11 protein-coding genes are annotated in these 15,531 nt (G+C 65.2%); 10 read left to right on the top strand and 1 reads right to left on the bottom strand.

The window, feature by feature from the left end; translation table 11 throughout:
• Positions 1-39: 39 nt before the first annotated feature.
• The 6 genes from ACP7B7_RS26610 to ACP7B7_RS26585 all read left to right on the top strand — a co-directional run bounded on the left by ACP7B7_RS26610 (position 40) and on the right by ACP7B7_RS26585 (position 11,012).
• A complete protein-coding gene (locus ACP7B7_RS26610) occupies positions 40-2,439 on the top strand; it encodes a TonB-dependent siderophore receptor (RefSeq protein WP_426078695.1) in 2,400 nt (799 codons plus the stop codon).
• An 8-nt stretch (positions 2,440-2,447) separates the two neighbouring features.
• Positions 2,448-3,635, top strand: coding sequence for a PepSY-associated TM helix domain-containing protein (locus ACP7B7_RS26605; RefSeq protein ID WP_308921201.1), 1,188 nt, complete (start codon positions 2,448-2,450; stop codon positions 3,633-3,635).
• Positions 3,636-3,667: 32 nt separating this feature from the next.
• A complete protein-coding gene (locus ACP7B7_RS26600) occupies positions 3,668-4,048 on the top strand; it encodes a DUF2946 domain-containing protein (RefSeq protein ID WP_308921200.1) in 381 nt (126 codons plus the stop codon).
• 130 nt (positions 4,049-4,178) lie between these two features.
• Positions 4,179-6,248: a TonB-dependent receptor gene (locus ACP7B7_RS26595; RefSeq protein ID WP_426078694.1), complete on the top strand. Its 2,070-nt coding sequence runs from the start codon at positions 4,179-4,181 to the stop codon at positions 6,246-6,248.
• The gene (locus ACP7B7_RS26590; protein ID WP_426078693.1) at positions 6,248-7,765 is read left to right on the top strand and encodes a PepSY domain-containing protein; all 1,518 of its coding nucleotides are present in this window, start codon (positions 6,248-6,250) and stop codon (positions 7,763-7,765) included. The genes ACP7B7_RS26595 and ACP7B7_RS26590 overlap by 1 nt, the downstream gene beginning before the upstream one ends.
• A gap of 43 nt (positions 7,766-7,808) precedes the next feature.
• On the top strand, positions 7,809-11,012 hold the full coding sequence (locus ACP7B7_RS26585) for a PAS domain S-box protein (RefSeq protein WP_426078692.1): 3,204 nt from the start codon (positions 7,809-7,811) through the stop codon (positions 11,010-11,012).
• A gap of 263 nt (positions 11,013-11,275) precedes the next feature.
• Here the strand turns inward: ACP7B7_RS26585 and ACP7B7_RS26580 are convergent, their stop codons facing one another.
• A complete protein-coding gene (locus tag ACP7B7_RS26580; RefSeq protein ID WP_308921196.1) occupies positions 11,276-11,440 on the bottom strand; it encodes a hypothetical protein in 165 nt (54 codons plus the stop codon).
• Positions 11,441-11,528: 88 nt separating this feature from the next.
• Between ACP7B7_RS26580 and ACP7B7_RS26575 the strand changes: the two genes are divergently transcribed.
• From ACP7B7_RS26575 to ACP7B7_RS26560, 4 genes are all read left to right on the top strand, one after another.
• On the top strand, positions 11,529-12,374 hold the full coding sequence (locus ACP7B7_RS26575; protein WP_308921195.1) for an IclR family transcriptional regulator: 846 nt from the start codon (positions 11,529-11,531) through the stop codon (positions 12,372-12,374).
• Between the two features lie 6 nt (positions 12,375-12,380).
• Positions 12,381-13,766 carry a sodium:solute symporter family protein gene (locus tag ACP7B7_RS26570; protein WP_426078691.1) on the top strand — a complete coding sequence of 462 codons (1,386 nt, stop codon included), beginning with the start codon at positions 12,381-12,383 and terminating at the stop codon, positions 13,764-13,766.
• A 70-nt stretch (positions 13,767-13,836) separates the two neighbouring features.
• Positions 13,837-15,006 (top strand): porin, encoded by a 1,170-nt coding sequence (locus ACP7B7_RS26565; protein WP_426078690.1) that lies wholly within the window; start codon positions 13,837-13,839, stop codon positions 15,004-15,006.
• Positions 14,996-15,520 carry a sugar dehydrogenase complex small subunit gene (locus tag ACP7B7_RS26560; protein ID WP_308921192.1) on the top strand — a complete coding sequence of 175 codons (525 nt, stop codon included), beginning with the start codon at positions 14,996-14,998 and terminating at the stop codon, positions 15,518-15,520. The genes ACP7B7_RS26565 and ACP7B7_RS26560 overlap by 11 nt, the downstream gene beginning before the upstream one ends.
• Positions 15,521-15,531: the final 11 nt, after the last annotated feature.

Below are 15,531 nucleotides of genomic sequence, written 5' to 3'. Positions count from 1 at the left end.
TGATTCTTATTTACCGTGTTGACCCTGGAGACTACCCGCATGCCGCAGCCCCGTTTTTATCCTGTTCCCCTGATCATCGTCGTCGCTATCGCCGCCAGCCTGGCCGCCGCGCCTGTGCTGGCACAAGGCGCCGCCACCTACGCCATCGCCTTGCCGGCCCAGCCGCTGGGCGCGGCCCTCAATGAGCTGGCGCGCCAGGCCCGCTTCCAGTTGCTCGTCCATCCCGACCTGGTGGCCGGCAAGAATGCGCCGGCCGTGTCGGGCAGCCTGAGCGCGCAGCAGGCGCTCGAGCGCTTGCTGGCCGGCAGCGGCTTGCAGGCGGCACAGGAAGGCAGGGTGGTCGTGGTCAAGCCGGTCCCCAAGGCTGATACCGTGACCTTGGCAGGAGTGAGCGTCACGGCCAGCGCCGAGCGCGAAACGCCGACCGGCCCGGTGACCGGCTATGTAGCGAAACGCTCGGCCGCCGGCAGCAAGACCGATACGGCCATCATCGATACGCCGCAGTCGATCTCGGTCGTCACCAATGACGAATTGCGCAACCGCCAGGCCGAAACCCTGTCGCAGGCCCTCAATTACACGCCCGGCTTCACCAGCCAGCCCACCAGCTTCAACCGCACGGCCGACCGTTTCCGCATCCGCGGCATGGATGTGGAGTCCGCCACCAGCGGTTCCATGCGCGATGGCCTGCGCCTGCAAAGCAATTCCTACGACGGCACGCAGGAGCCGTTCGGCCTGGAAAGGGTGGAAGTGCTGCGCGGTGCGGCCTCGGTGCTGTACGGCCAGCTGTCGCCGGGCGGCGTGATCAACGCCGTCAGCAAGCGCCCGACCAGCGCGCCGGTGCGCGAACTCCAGCTGCAAACGGGCAGCAATGACCGCAAGCAGCTGGCCATCGACGTGGGCGGCAAGGTGCCCGGCAGCGACACGCTGGACTATCGCCTGACCATGCTGGACCGCAAGAGCAATACCGCGCAGGACTACCTGAACGACGACAAGCTGTATATCGCGCCCGCGCTGACCTGGCGCCCCAGCGCCGCTACCTCGCTGACCATCCTGTCGTTCTATCAGAAGACGGCCACGCGTTTTTCCGCGCCGCTGCCGTACCAGCTGGTCGAAGGCGTCGGTACCGGCCCGGTGCGCATAGGGCGCGAGGCGTTTATCGGCGAGCCCGACTACGACAAGATGACGGGCGACATGCACGCGATCGGCTATGAATTCGAGCACCGCTTCAGCGACAGGCTCAAGCTCAGCCACAAGCTGCGCTATTTCGAGGCGGACGTGACGTGGAACTACCTGCAGGCGCAGACCACGGCGGCGGCGATCCGCAACGCCAGCGAGCGCGGCCTGCTGGCGCGCCAGTACAGCGACCGGCGCGAACGGGCGCGCGGCATCGTCAGCGACACGAATATGGCCGGCAACTGGCAGTGGATGGGCATGGAACACGCTGTGCTGGCCGGCGTGGACGCCTACCAGACCACCTATGACTCGCGCAACTTTCGCGGCAACGCACCGACCCTGAACTTGCTCACCTATAACTATGGCCAGCCGGTGGTGGTCAACCGCGCGCGCAGCGTCGACCGCGGTTCGCGCATAGAAACGCTACAAAAAGGGATCTACCTGCAGGACCAGGTCAGCCTGGGCGAGACCTGGACCATGCTGCTGGGCGCGCGCCACGACTGGGCCAGTCAGGACCAGACCCTGCGCCGCAACGGCGCCAGGGTGGACAAGGACGACTCGGCCACCACCTGGCGCGCCGGCCTGGTCTACAAGACGGCCGGCGGCATCGCGCCCTATGTCAGCTACAGCGAATCGTTCTTCCCGGTGGCGGCGGCCGATGCCAACGGCCAGTCCTTCAAGCCGACGGGCGGCAAGCAGTATGAAGCCGGCGTGCTCTACCAGCCGCCCGGCAGCAATATGCTGCTGAGCGCGGCCGTGTACGAGCTGACGCAAACCGATGTGCTGAAATACGACGCCGGCAATGACGTCTACCGCCAGGCGGGCCAGGTGCGCTCGAAAGGGCTGGAACTGGAAGCGAAGGCGGATCTCGGCCGTGGCGCCAGCCTGATCGCGTCCTACGCCTATACGGATGCGCGCACCACGCGCAGCACGATTGCCAGCGAAATCGGCCAGCGCAGCGAAGACACGCCGTTCCACCAGGCCGCCCTGTGGCTGGACTACAGCTTCGCCGGCCTGGGCCTGCCGCAGCTGACCACCGGCGCCGGCGCGCGCTACAAAGGGTCGACCCAGCCGTCCGGCATGGCCCGCGCCATGCCGGCGTATACCGTGCTGGACGCCATGCTCAGCTACCGCCTCAGCCGCCACTGGCAGCTGACAGGCAATGTCAGCAACCTGGCCAACAAGCAATTTACCTATTGCGAGTTTGCCATCTGCCGCTATGGCGATGAGCGCCAGGCCACCGCCACCTTGTCCTACCAGTGGTAAGGGGCGGCATGCGCGCGGTGATGTTGCCGGTGCACCGTTACGTGGGCTTGCTGCTGGCGGTATTCCTGGCGATGGCCGGCATCACGGGCAGCTTGCTGGCCTGGAACGAGGAACTGGAAGCGGCCATCAGCCCGCAACTGTTCCACGTGACGGCGCCAGCCACGGCAACGCGGATCGACCCGGTGCTGCTGCATGCGCGGGTCGCGGCCCGCTACCCGCACGCGCTGGCGGCACGGCTGCCGCTGGAGTTCAGCGATGGCCGTTCGGTGCTGTTCGCCTTGCGGCCACTGTCCAAGGGCCAGCCCTTGCCGAACGACCAGGTGTTTGTCGACCCTTATACAGGCCAGACATTGGGCGAGCGGCGCTGGGGAGACATCCGCCAGGGCGCGAAAAACCTGATGCCGTTTATTTATCGGCTGCATTATTCGCTGGCCCTGGACGGCATCGGCACTGTGCTGTTCGGCATCGTGGCCCTGCTGTGGACCTTGGACTGTTTTGCCGGCGCCTGGCTGACCTTGCCGAACAGGCCCGCCAGCGGCGAGCCGGCCCGGCGGTGGCCGGCGCGCTGGTGGCAGGCGTGGAAGTTTCGCAGCGGCAGCACGTATAAAATCAGCTTCAATCTGCACCGCGCGGGCGGTTTGTGGACCTGGGCCATGCTGTTCGTGCTGGCCTGGAGCAGCGTGGCCTTCAACCTGCCGCAAGTTTATGAGCCCGCCATGAAAGCCGTGCTTGCCCACCAGCGGGGACTGGAAACCATCCCGAAGCTGGCCAGGCCGAAGCTGGCGCCAGTGCTGGCCTGGGAACAGGCGCTGCCGGCCGCGCGCGGGCTGATGGCGCAGCAGGCGCAGGCGCGCGGTTTTACCGTGCTGGCGGAAAAGTCGCTGCTGTACGATCCCCAGCGCGGCATCTACCGCTATGACGTGCGCAGCAGCCACGATATCCGCCACAAGGGCGGCCATACCCGGCTGGTGATGGATGCGCAGACAGGCGCATTCAAGGGCCTGTGGCTGCCGACCGGCGCGGCGGCCGGCGATACGCTGTCGACCTGGCTGGCCACCTTGCACATGGCGGCCATGTGGGGCTGGCCGCTGCAGCTGCTGGTGTGCCTGATGGGGCTGGCGGTAACGGTGCTGAGCGTGACGGGCGTGCATGTGTGGCTCAGAAAAAGGCGGGCAGGGCGCATCGCCATGGGCTGAACAGCGGCTATAATGCCGCCATGTTGATATCGATGAAACGACGAACGCTGCAGATCTGGCTGGCCATCATGGCCGTGCTGTTTGCCGCCATTGCGCCGTCGATTTCGCATGCGCTGGCCGCGCCCGCCGTTTCCATTCCATCGTCGCTGCTGATGCAGATCTGTACCGTCGACGGTGTGATGGAGGCGGGTTCGGACGTGAAAAAACCGGGCATGGACCCGGTCGTTCATGCTTTCGAGCATTGCCCGTATTGCAGCACGCATGCGGGCTCGTTTGCCCTGCTGCCTGGTTTGTCGCTGAGCTTTGCCGTCAGCGGCGGCCATGATGTCTATCCTCCCCTGTATTACCGCGCGCCGGCGCCGCTGTTTCTGTGGTCGTCCGGCAATCCGCGCGGGCCTCCCGCCCTGGCTTAAGACCGTCTTTACTGCTGGCTGACCGTCCCTGCGCGCCACAACGCGCGGGTGGCGGCATGCCGACGACTCACTCTTTTGCCTGTCCCATATGAATATCACTCTTTCAAGCCGGTGCGCATTCGCGCTGGCCATGCTTCCTTGCGCCGCCCTGGCGGCCGAAGAGGCGACCTTGCCATCGGTCACCGTCACCGCCGACAAGGCCGGCAGCTTGAACACGCCGGCCTCGACCGGCTCCACCCTGGCGCTGACACTCATGCAAACCCCGGCCAGCGTCGAGCTGATCTCGCGCGAGCAGCTGGAACAGCGCGGCGACAGCAAGCTGGCCGACGCCATCAAGCGCGCCGCCGGCATCAGTTCCATGGCCCATCCGGGCAATGGCGGCAGTTCGCTGTCGGCGCGCGGCTTTACCGACACCAGCTCCGTCATGCGCCTGTATGACGGCGTGCGCCAGTACGGCGGCGTGGGCCTGACTTTTCCGTTCGACACCTGGTCGGTCGAACGCATCGAGGTGCTGCGCGGGCCCGCGTCCGTGATCTACGGCGACGGCGCGATCGGCGGCGTGGTCAATGTGATCCCGAAAAAACCCACGCGCGGCGCCATCCGCAACGAAGTGCAGGCGACGCTCGGCAGCGACAACACCCAGCGCCTGGGCCTGGGCAGCGGCGGCGCCATCGATGAACACTGGTCGTACAGGCTGGACGCCAGCGGCAACCGTTCGGACGGCTGGGTCGCCATGGGCCAGTCGCGCGAACTGGCGTTTTCGGGCGCGCTGGAATGGAATGCGACACCAGACCTGCGCTTCACCTTGCGCCATGCCCAGGGCTTGCAGCATCCGATGCGCTATTTCGGCACGCCCACCGTCAACGGCCGCCAATTGAGCGCCTTGCGCGACAAAAACTACAATGTCAGCGACAGCATCATCCGCTATGACGACCGCTGGAGCGGGCTGGGCATGGAATGGACGGCCTCCAGCACCACCAGCGTGCGCGCCAGGCTCTACCATATCGACAGCCAGCGCCATTACCGCAATGCCGAAACCTATGCCTACAATGCGGGCACCGGCCTGGTCGACCGCTCGGGCGATACCGAGATCCTGCACGACCAGCGGCAAAACAGCGCCACCGCCACCGTCAGCCATACCGGTACCTTGCTGGGCCTGGCCAACCAGGCGTCGGTCGGCGTCGACCTGAGCAGCAGCCGCTTCCAGCACACCAACAATACCTATGCGGGCAGGCCCGATCCCGCCTCGGTCGACCCATTCAACCCGATAGCCGGCCATTTTCTCAGCGAGCAGCCCACCTTGCCGCGCTACCGCAATGGCGCCCGGCAATACGCACTGTTTGCCGAAAACCGCATCGAACTGACACCAGCCTGGGCCGTGATCGCCGGCCTGCGCCACGACCATGCCGACGTGCGCCGGCGCAACCTGGTCAGCGGCCAGAACGAGTTCGACCAGTCGTATGACAATACCGGCTGGCGGCTGGGCACGGTGTTCGACGTCATGAACGACCTGGCCCTGTATGCGCAATTTGCGCGCGCGGCCGATCCGGTCGGCGGCCTGCTGATGATTTCCAGCGCCAACAGCAAGTTTGACCTGTCCACCGGCAAGCAGCTGGAAGTGGGCCTGAAACAGTCATTCTGGGGCCGGCGCGGCGAGTGGACTCTGGCCGCCTACGCCATCCGCAAGAACAATCTGCTGGCGCGAGACCCGCTCAATCCGCAATTGCGGGTGCAGGTGGGCCAGCGTTCCTCGCGCGGCGTCGAGGCGACCTTGGGCATGGACGTGGCGCATGGCTGGCGGCTGGACGCCAACGCCAGCGTGCTGCGCGCCCGCTATGACGACTTTGTCGAGGCGGAGGCCGGCCGCGCCGTCTCGCGCGCCGGCCAGGTGCCGCCCGATGTGGCGCAGCAGCTGGCAAATGCCTGGCTGAGCTGGAATTTCATGCCGGGCTGGAGCGCCAGCGGCGGCGCCCGCTATGTGGGCCGCCGCTATGCCGACAGCGCCAACCGTATCGCCATGCCGGCCTACGCCACGGCGGACCTGGCGCTGCGCTGGCAGGCGGCGCCGGACACCACCGTTTCCTTGCGCGCGGCCAATGTGTTTGACAAACATTATTTCACGACCGCCTATTACACCAGCAATCAGTGGTTCAACGGGCCGGGGCGCAGCGTGGAAGCGACCGTGCATCACCGCTTCTGATGATGACATTCACACTCAAACGCTTGCTGTATCAGTTGCACCGCTGGACGGGTATCGCTGCCTGCGTGCTGATGCTGCTGTGGTTTGTCAGCGGCATGGTGATGCTGTTTGTCGGCTACCCGAAGCTGACGCCGTGGGAGCGGCTGGGGGCGCTGCCCGCCCTGGCGTCAACCGTGTCGCCGGCCGGCTGCTGCCAGCCCCTGGCGCGGGTGGCGATCCCCGTCGATGCGCGCGAGATCGTGCTGACCACGGTGGCAGGCAGGCCCGCCTACCGCGTGCGCGATGGGGCTGGCCGCCCGCGGCTGTTCGATGCGGGCAGCGGCAAGGCGATCGGGCCGGCAAGTGTTGCGACCGCGCTGGCGTCGGCGCGCGCCTTTGTGCCGGGCGCGGACGCGCACTACTTGGGCCTGGTACAGGAAGATCGCTGGACGCACTCGCGCGCCCTCGATAGCCACCGGCCCTTGCACCAGGTACAACTGGACGATGGTGCGCAAACCATGTTGTACCTGTCGTCGGCCACCGGCGAAGTGCTGCTGGACGCGCCGCGCGCACAGCGCTTGTGGAATTTCATCGGTGCCTGGCTGCACTGGGTCTATCCCTTGCGCAACCATTCCACCGACCCCGTGTGGAGCTGGATCGTGATCATCGCCTCGGCGCTGGCCACCTTTACGGCCTTGACGGGCACGCTGGCCGGCATCTGGCGCTGGCGTTTCAAGGGCCGCTACAAGTCGGGCGCGCGCACGCCATACCGGGAATCGTGGATGCGCTGGCACCATGTGACGGGGCTGCTGTTTGCCGGCTTCGTGTGCGCCTGGATCTTCAGCGGGCTGATGTCGATGAATCCGCTGCGCATCTTCGATCCCCAGGGCCAGCGGCCGGACCTGGCCGCCTGGCAGCACGGCACGCCGGCGACAGTCCGGCTGGACGTGACGCCGCCGCAAGCGTTGAACCTGCTTGCGGCTCACGGTTTTCATGCGGTCGAACTGGAATGGCGGGTGCTGGACAAACAGCCCTACCTGCTGGCCCGCGACGGGGCGGCGCGCACGCGGCTGCTGATGCGGCACGACGGCCAGCTGTTGGTGCGCGAGCAATGGCCGCGGGAGCAGCTGTTGCAGGCGGCGCACAGGCTGATGCCGGGCATGGCCGCCGGCAGCGAGTGGCTGAGGACATACGACGCCTATTATTATGGCCGCGAACCGGAGGCGATGATGGGCGCCATGGAACGCCGCCTGCCGGTGCTGCGCGTGCGCTTCGATGACCCGCAAGCCAACTGGGTCTATCTGGACCCGTACACCGGCACCGTGGCGCTGGGCCTGGACCGGCGCCAGCGCGCCGGCCGCTGGCTGTTCAGCTTCCTGCACAGCTGGGACTTGCCGCCGCTGCTGCGCGCCGGGCCGTGGCGTGAAGGCGTATTGATACTGCTGAGCCTGGGCGGATTGGCCCTGAGCGCCACCGGCATGGTGATCGGCTGGCGGCGCCTGCGCACTTGGTGGCGAGCAAGGCTGAAGCCGGTATAATTGACCGCGATCAATTCGCTCCTTCCATCCACGCCGGGATTTCATGACTGCCGCTCCAGCCGCTACCACTTCCACATTTCTACAGGGCGCGGGCGAAGTCGGCGACATTATCCTGGCCAGGGACTGGGCCGCCACCACCCTGGGGCCGATCGCCGGCTGGACGGCCACCATGCGCAGCCTGGTGGCCATGATGGTGCGCTCGCCGGTGGCGATGGTCACCATGTGGGGCGAGCACGGCACGCTGGTCTACAACCAGGCGTATGCCACCTTTGCCGGCACACGCCATCCTGAAATCATGGGCATGACGGCCACCGATGCGTTTCCGGAAATCGCCGACTTCAACCGCGGCGTGATTCCCGCCGTACTGCAAGGCCAGGCGCTGAGCTTTCGCGACCAGGAACTGACGTGGATGCGCGACGGCAAACTGCAGCGCTACTGGCTCGACCTTGACTATTCGCCCATCTTCGACGAGCACGACGTGGCGGTCGGCATTATCTGCGTGGTGGTCGATACCACCGGCAAGGTCAACGCCGAGCGCAAGATCAAGGGGGAACATGCGCGCCTGGCGCAGATGTTCGAGCAGGCGCCCGGTTTCATGGTGCTGCTGCTGGGGCCGGAGCACACGATCACCCAGGCCAACCGCGCGTATGTGGAACTGGTGGGCCACCGCGACGTGCTCGGCTTACCGGTGGTCGACGCCTTGCCGGAGGCGGTGGAGCAGGGCTTTGTCGGCCTGCTCGACGCCATCTATGCCAGCGGCGACACATATACCGGCACGGCGGTGCCGTTCAGCGTGGCCGCCACCGGCAGCACGGCGGCCCACCAGAGCTACCTCGATTTCGTCTACCAGCCATTGAAGGACGAGGACGGCGCCGTGTTCGGCATCTTCGTGCAGGGCTCGGACGTGACGCAGAAGGTGCTGGCTGAAAAAGCCTGGCGCGAAGGCGAATCGCGCTTTCGCGTGTGGGCGCAGGCCATGCCCAACCAGGTCTGGTCGGCCGATGCGAACGGCAGGCTGGACTGGTTCAACCAGCAGATCCATGCCTATAGCGGCATCGCGCCAGGCCAGTTGAACGCGGACACCTGGCCGTCCATCGTGCACCAGGACGACATGGTCGACGCCATCACGCGCTGGCGCGCCTCGGTCGACAGCGGCGCCACCTACGAAATGGAGTACCGCGTGCTGCGCCATGACGGCCAGTACCGCTGGCATCTGATCCGCGCGCTGCCGATCCGCGACGAGGCCGGCAATGTCATCAGCTGGATCGGCACCAATACCGATATCGAGGACCAGAAGCTCAATACCCTCAAGCTGGAACACCTGAACGCCACCCTGGCCGAGCAGGTCAGCATGCGCACCGCCGAACGCGACCGCATGTGGCGATTGTCGAACGAAATCATGCTGGTCAGCGATTTCGACGCCAACGTGATGTCGCTCAATCCCGCCTTCGGCCGCCTCTTGGGCTGGAGCAAGCCCGAAGTGCTGGGCAAGTCGCTGATGCAATTCGTCCATCCTGACGACCGCGAAGACACCCTGGCAAGGGTGCGGGTGATGGCCTCGGGCGAGCGCACCATCCAGTTCGAGAACCGCTACCTGCGCAAGGACGGCGGCTACAGCATCCTGTCCTGGAGCGCCGTGCCCGACGCGCAGTATATCCACGCCGTGGCGCGCGACGTTACCTATGACCGCGCCGCCGCGCAGGCGATGAAGCAGACCGAAAAGGCGCTGGAACAGTCGCAGAAGATGGACGCCATCGGCAAGCTGACGGGCGGCGTGGCGCATGATTTCAATAACCTGCTGCAGGTGATCTCCGGCAATCTGCAGATGCTGGCCACGGTGCCGTTCGCCCATCCGCGCGCGGCGCAGTGGGTGGAAAACGCCATCGGCGGCGTGAACCGGGGCGCCAAGCTGGCCAGTTCCCTGCTGGCCTTTGGCCGGCGCCAGGCGCTGGAGCCGCGCGTGCTCAAGATCGGCAGGCTGATCACCGGCATGGAAGACATGCTGCGCCATGCGCTGGGCGAGCCGATCGATATCGAGACCATCGTCTCGGGCGGACTGTGGAATACCCTGGTCGACCCGACGCAGGTGGAAACGGCCTTGCTGAACCTGGCCATCAATGCGCGCGACGCCATGGCTGGCCCGGGCCGGCTGACGATCGAGGTGGGCAACGCCTACCTGGACGAGCCGTATTGCCGCAACCACGCGGAAGTGTCGCCCGGCCAGTATGTGACGTTATCCGTCACCGACACCGGCTGTGGCATGAGCGCCGAAGTGCTGGCGCACGCGTTTGATCCCTTCTTTTCGACCAAGCCGGAAGGCAAGGGCACCGGTCTGGGCCTGTCGATGGTATATGGCTTCGTCAAGCAGTCGGGCGGCCATATCAAGATCTACAGCGAACTTGGCCAGGGCACCACGGTGAAGGTCTATCTGCCGCGCTCGATGGATGAGGAGGCACGCCAGGAAACCGTAGTGATGGACGAGGCGGCCGGCGGCGAGGAAACCATCCTGGTGGCCGAGGACGACGAGGAAGTGCGCGCCATCGTGGTGGAAATGCTGGGCGAACTCGGTTATCGCGTGCTGAAAGCCAACGATGCGGCCGCGGCGCTGTCGATTCTGGAAAGCGGCATCGCGGTCGACCTGCTGTTTACCGACGTGGTGATGCCCGGCCCGCTGCGCAGCGCCGACCTGGCGCGCAAGGCCGTCGAACTGCTGCCCAACCTGGCCGTGCTGTTTACGTCGGGCTATACGGAAAACTCCATCGTGCATGGCGGCCGGCTCGACCCGGGCGTGGAATTGCTGGGCAAACCATATTCGCGCGACAGCCTGGCGCGCAAGATCCGCCAGGTGCTGGGCAACCGCAAGCCGGCCGCGCCGGTCGCGCCGCCCGATGCCAGGCCAACGGCGCCAGCGGCCCCTGCCGCGCGCAGGATACTGCTGGTCGAGGACGAAGAGGCGGTGCGCGCCATCACCTTCGACATGCTGCAACTGCTGGGCCACGAAGTGCGGGCGGCGGTCGACGGCCCTGCGGCGCTGGCCGCGCTGGAAACGGCGCCATTCGATATCCTGATCACCGACCTGGGCTTGCCGGGCCTGTCCGGCGCGGCCGTGGCCGAGGCGGCGCGCCGCTTGCAGCCGTCCATCCATATCGTGATTGCCAGCGGCCAGGCAAAAATCGACGGCGCGCCGGCCGATGCCGTGTTGCTCAAACCTTATGACTTTGCCAGCCTGCAGGCGGTGCTGCCGTAACATCCAGCGGCTGTTTTGGGGTAAACGCCGGCAGAACAACAACCCCTTGAACAGCCAGGGTCAGACCCTCAATCCCGCTAACGCAAAGGTCATTGCCAGCGTACGAGGGGGCGCCGACCCCAGCACTTTCGCCGTTCGGGTGAGTGCAAAATATTCAGTTGACTTGACAGTAAAACGAGCGCCCTGGCCCCTCTGCGGGCCAGGGCATGCCTTGTTTTGCCCGCGTTCCGCTGTCTTATGTCTTATAGTATTTTTGATCAAAATCAAATTTTTTCTGGTAAACGGCGTATAATTTTGCGGAAGGGCAATAGCTGTACCGCATCAATACCAGCAAGTCCTACACTGCCGCCGATCGAATCGGCATTTTTTACGGTCAGTAGTGCGAATAAAAGTTCGCCATCCGAATTAGTCGGTTTATCAAACAACATGCGCCGGCAGGAAAAGTGGCCATCCGGGGAATCTTCCCCTACAAGATTCAAACTATAATTCGCATTCCGAATTATTAAAGGGGAAGCAGTGAATACGACAGATCAATCAGCATTTGATAACGGCAAGCCGGCGCCCGCCAATGCCAAGAACACGGTGCAGTCGCTGGCCAAGGGCTTCAAGGTGCTGCAGGCGTTTACGGCCCAGGAAGCCGAGCTGACGATGGCCGAAGTGGCGCGCAAATGCGGCATGGACAATGCCACCGCGTTTCGCTTCCTCAATACCCTGGTCGAGATCGGCTATGTGGAAAAGGTCGACAACTCGCGCCTGTTCCGATTGTCGCTGAAAGTGCTGGACCTGGGTTTCCATGCGATCGCCCGTTCCGACCTGCGCACCCTGGCGCGGCCCATCCTGCGCGGCCTGGTGGGCGCAGTCAATGAAGCCGCCTCGGTGGCCGTGATGGATGGCAGCGACGTGATGTATGCCGAGCGCGTGCAGGCGGGGCTGACGCAGCTGGGCGTGGATGTGCGCATCGGCAGCCGGGTGCCGGCGTATTCCAGCGCGGTGGGGCAGGCGATCCTGGCCTGGCTGCCGCGCGAAGCGCAGCTGCGCGTGCTGCGCGGCCAGCCGCTGATCAAGCGCACCGCCACCACCCTGACCGATATCGATGCGCTGGTGCAGCGTTTGGACACCGTGCGCGCGCGCGGCTATGCCGTGTCGGACCAGGAAAACGTCTCCGGCGTGTATGTGGTGGCGGCGCCCGTGTTCGATATCGACGGCTTGCCGATCGCCGCCCTCAGCGTGGCCGCGCCCGTCTGGCAAACCAGCTTGCAGCAATTCGAAACCGGCACCGCCGGCGCCGTGATGCAGGCGGCGTCTACCCTGGCGCGCGCGCTGCAGGCCACCGGCGGCTATGCCTCCAGCGCGGCGCAGTAAATCCTGATGGGCACGTTCAGTTCAGGCGACACCGCCATCATCATTGCCATGGTCATCGCCTACATCGGCTGGACCTCGTGGCTGACGGTGCGCTCGCGCAGCCGCACGGCCAGCGAGTTCATGGTGGGCGGGCGTACCGTGCCGGCTACCGTGGTCGGCGTTTTGATGCTGTCCGAATTTATCGGCGCCAAGTCCACCGTCGGCACGGCCCAGGGCGCGTTCGAATCGGGCATGGCGGCCTCGTGGGCGGTGCTGAGCGCGGCGGCAGCCTTTCCGCTGTTCGGCTGGCTGCTGGCCAAGCGCCTGTACAACACCGGTGAATGCACGATTTCGGGCGCGATTTTCAAGCGCTATGGCAAGTCGACCCAGCTGGTGGTGTCGCTGATCATGATCTACGCGCTGCTGCTGGTGAATGTGGGCAACTATATCAGTGGCGCCGCCTCGATCGCCGTGGTGCTGAAGACCGATTTGCCGGTGGCGGCCTGCGTGATCGCCGCCGTCAGCACCTTTTATTTTGCCTTTGGCGGCATGAAAAGCCTGGCCTATGTCAGCCTGATCCACAGCGCCGTCAAATACCTAGGCGTGCTGGTGGTGCTGGGCGTGGCGCTGCAGCTGACGGGTGGCCTGTCGCCGATGATGCAAGCCTTGCCGGTCTCGTATTTTTCCTGGGATGGCGAACTGGGCGCCACCACCATCGTCGCCTATTTCATCGGCACCCTGGGTTCCGTGTTTTCCACCCAATACATTATCCAGGCGATCGCCTCGACCCCGAATGCCGAGGCGGCGCGGCGCTCGACGTTTATTGCCGCCGGCCTGGCGATACCGGTCAGCCTGGCGCTGGGCCTGATCGGCGTGGCGGCGCGCTATCTGTACCCGCACATGGACAGCCTGTATGCGCTGCCGGTGTTCCTGCAAAGCATGAATGTCTGGCTGGCCGGGTTTGTCACTGTGGCCCTGGTGGCGTCGATCTTTATCAGTGTCAGCACCGTGGCGCTGGCGATTTCCTCGCTGGTGGTGCGCGACTTTTACGTGCCGCTGTGCCAGCCCACGCCGGAACGCGAATTCCTAGCCACGCGCCGCATGGCGCTGCTGATCGGCTTTATTCCCCTGGTGTTCGTGTTTTTTGCCCCGGGCCTGCTGCAGCTGTCGTTTTTTACGCGCGCCTTGCGCCTGTCGATTTCCATCGTCGCCATGATCGGCTTTTACCTGCCTTTCTTTTCCAGCAACCGCGGCGCCACCGCCGGCCTGCTGGCGGCCACCGTGACCACCACCATCTGGTATCTGCTGGACAACCCTTACGGCATCGACAATATGTATATCGCCCTGGTGACGCCGGCGATCGTGATCTTTATCGACAAGCTGTTCCACTGGAAAGCCGTTTCCCGCATTTGATTTTGCGCCGCAGCCTGGCGCGTTTTTCCGGCCGCTCACGCTGGCCCTGACTTGAAGCATGGACTTGAATATGAAACAGAACAAACTTTTCCTCCTGGGCGGCATCGTGCTGTCGGGCGCCTGTGGCACTGCCGTGGCCCAGTCGAACGTCACCGTCTACGGCATCGCCGACGCCGGCCTGGCCTACACCAGCAACCAGAAGGGCAATTCCAGCACCTATGTGCGCAGCGGTAGCAAGGACGGCAGCCGTCTCGGCTTCAAGGGCACGGAAGACCTGGGCGGCGGCACGCAAGCGCTGTTCCAGCTGGAAGCTGGCTACAACATCGATGACGGCGCGGCGGCGCAAAGCGGCAGCCTGTTCAACCGCGCGGCCTTTATCGGCCTGGCCGACAAGCGCTATGGTACTTTGACGATGGGCCGCCAGTATTCGCCATACTTCGCCTTCCTCAATCCGCTGGGACCGGTGCCTGCCGTGACCGGCGCCACCGGCGCGCATGCGGGCGATATCGACGGTTTCGATATTACCGTGCGCCACAATAACTCCGTCAAATACATCTCGCCCGACTGGCGCGGCGCCAGCATCGGCCTGATGGTGGCGTCCGGCGAACAGGCCGGCCACACGGGCAGCGGCGGCGCCATGAGCGCGGCCGTCAAATACGACACGGGCGCCTGGCACCACGCGCTGGCGTACCAGGTGCTGAAAAACGGCCCCAACCAGGCCACCTGGGACCCGACCACCTCCAGCAGCTTCTCCAAGTCGCCGATCAACGTCGGCTATCTGTCGGCGAAGGAAGTGCAATACCTGGCGGCGGCCACCTCGTACCAGCTGGGCGCGGTGACCCTCGGTGGCAACCTGAGCAACGTGCAATACCGTCCCAACGCGAGCTCGCGCTTCCAGGGCACGGCCATCTTCAACACGGCCGCCTTGCTGGCCAACTGGAAAACCGCCACGCCGTGGCAGTTCGGCGCCGGCCTGGCCTACACGCGCGCCACCAAGGCCAACGGCGTGCAGGACGCGGCCGACTACCGCCAGCTGTCATTCCAGCAAACCTACTGGTTCAGCAAGCGCACCGCCATCTATATCCTGGAAGCGACCCAGCACGCGCGCGGCAAGACCCTGGCGGCCGACGGCGTGACGCAAATCGATGCGGTGGCCCTGGTGGGCGACTCGCAGGTGTCCACGCCGTCGTCGAACGGCAAGCAGAATGTGTTCATGGTCGGCGTGCGCCATGCATTCTGAGCGCCCGCCATCATCGATGCCGTCGCGCCGCAAGTTCTTGCTGGGCGCGGCGGCGCTGACCGGCGCCTGGGTGACCTGGAGCATTGCCGCGCCGGCCGCCGCGCCCGCAGTGGATAACGCCGCCTTCATGCGTTTGTCCGGCCTGCTGGTCAACCATCGCTTGAACCCCGGCGTCGGAGCGCGCATCGCCAGGGCGGCCGCCGTCAAGTATCCGGACGGCGCCAACATGATGGCGGCCATTATCGCGATTGCCACGGCAAGGCAGGCCACCGAGGTGGAAGGCTTTTTTGCCGATATCCCGGCCGGCCCGCTGCAGGATTTCGCCCACTGGATCATCTTTGCCTGGTACACGGGCTGCTCGTCGCCGAAAAAGGACGCCCAGGTCTTCGCCTACGAAGAAGCGCTGACCTACAAGACCACCGGCGACGTGGTGGCGATCCCGTCCTACGGCGTATCCGGCCCCAACCAGTGGAGCCGCGCCATCGTGCCGCTGTCGCCGATGCCGCACTTTTAAACCCGAAAAGT

The sequence above is a fragment of the Janthinobacterium sp. PSPC3-1 genome (assembly GCF_049896105.1).
Taxonomy (GTDB): domain Bacteria; phylum Pseudomonadota; class Gammaproteobacteria; order Burkholderiales; family Burkholderiaceae_D; genus Janthinobacterium.
This window is presented reverse-complemented; position numbering and strand designations above follow the sequence as displayed.

Excerpts from the sequence above, each read along its gene's own strand:
- ACP7B7_RS26610 (WP_426078695.1), top strand. The coding sequence starts at position 40 with ATGCCGCAGCCCCGTTTTTATCCTGTTCCCCTGATCATCGTCGTCGCT.
- ACP7B7_RS26605 (WP_308921201.1), top strand. The coding sequence starts at position 2,448 with ATGCGCGCGGTGATGTTGCCGGTGCACCGTTACGTGGGCTTGCTGCTG.
- ACP7B7_RS26600 (WP_308921200.1), top strand. The coding sequence starts at position 3,668 with ATGAAACGACGAACGCTGCAGATCTGGCTGGCCATCATGGCCGTGCTG.
- ACP7B7_RS26595 (WP_426078694.1), top strand. The coding sequence starts at position 4,179 with ATGCTTCCTTGCGCCGCCCTGGCGGCCGAAGAGGCGACCTTGCCATCG.
- ACP7B7_RS26590 (WP_426078693.1), top strand. The coding sequence starts at position 6,248 with ATGATGACATTCACACTCAAACGCTTGCTGTATCAGTTGCACCGCTGG.
- ACP7B7_RS26585 (WP_426078692.1), top strand. The coding sequence starts at position 7,809 with ATGACTGCCGCTCCAGCCGCTACCACTTCCACATTTCTACAGGGCGCG.
- ACP7B7_RS26580 (WP_308921196.1), bottom strand. The coding sequence starts at position 11,440 with ATGTTGTTTGATAAACCGACTAATTCGGATGGCGAACTTTTATTCGCA.
- ACP7B7_RS26570 (WP_426078691.1), top strand. The coding sequence starts at position 12,381 with ATGGGCACGTTCAGTTCAGGCGACACCGCCATCATCATTGCCATGGTC.
- ACP7B7_RS26565 (WP_426078690.1), top strand. The coding sequence starts at position 13,837 with ATGAAACAGAACAAACTTTTCCTCCTGGGCGGCATCGTGCTGTCGGGC.
- ACP7B7_RS26560 (WP_308921192.1), top strand. The coding sequence starts at position 14,996 with ATGCATTCTGAGCGCCCGCCATCATCGATGCCGTCGCGCCGCAAGTTC.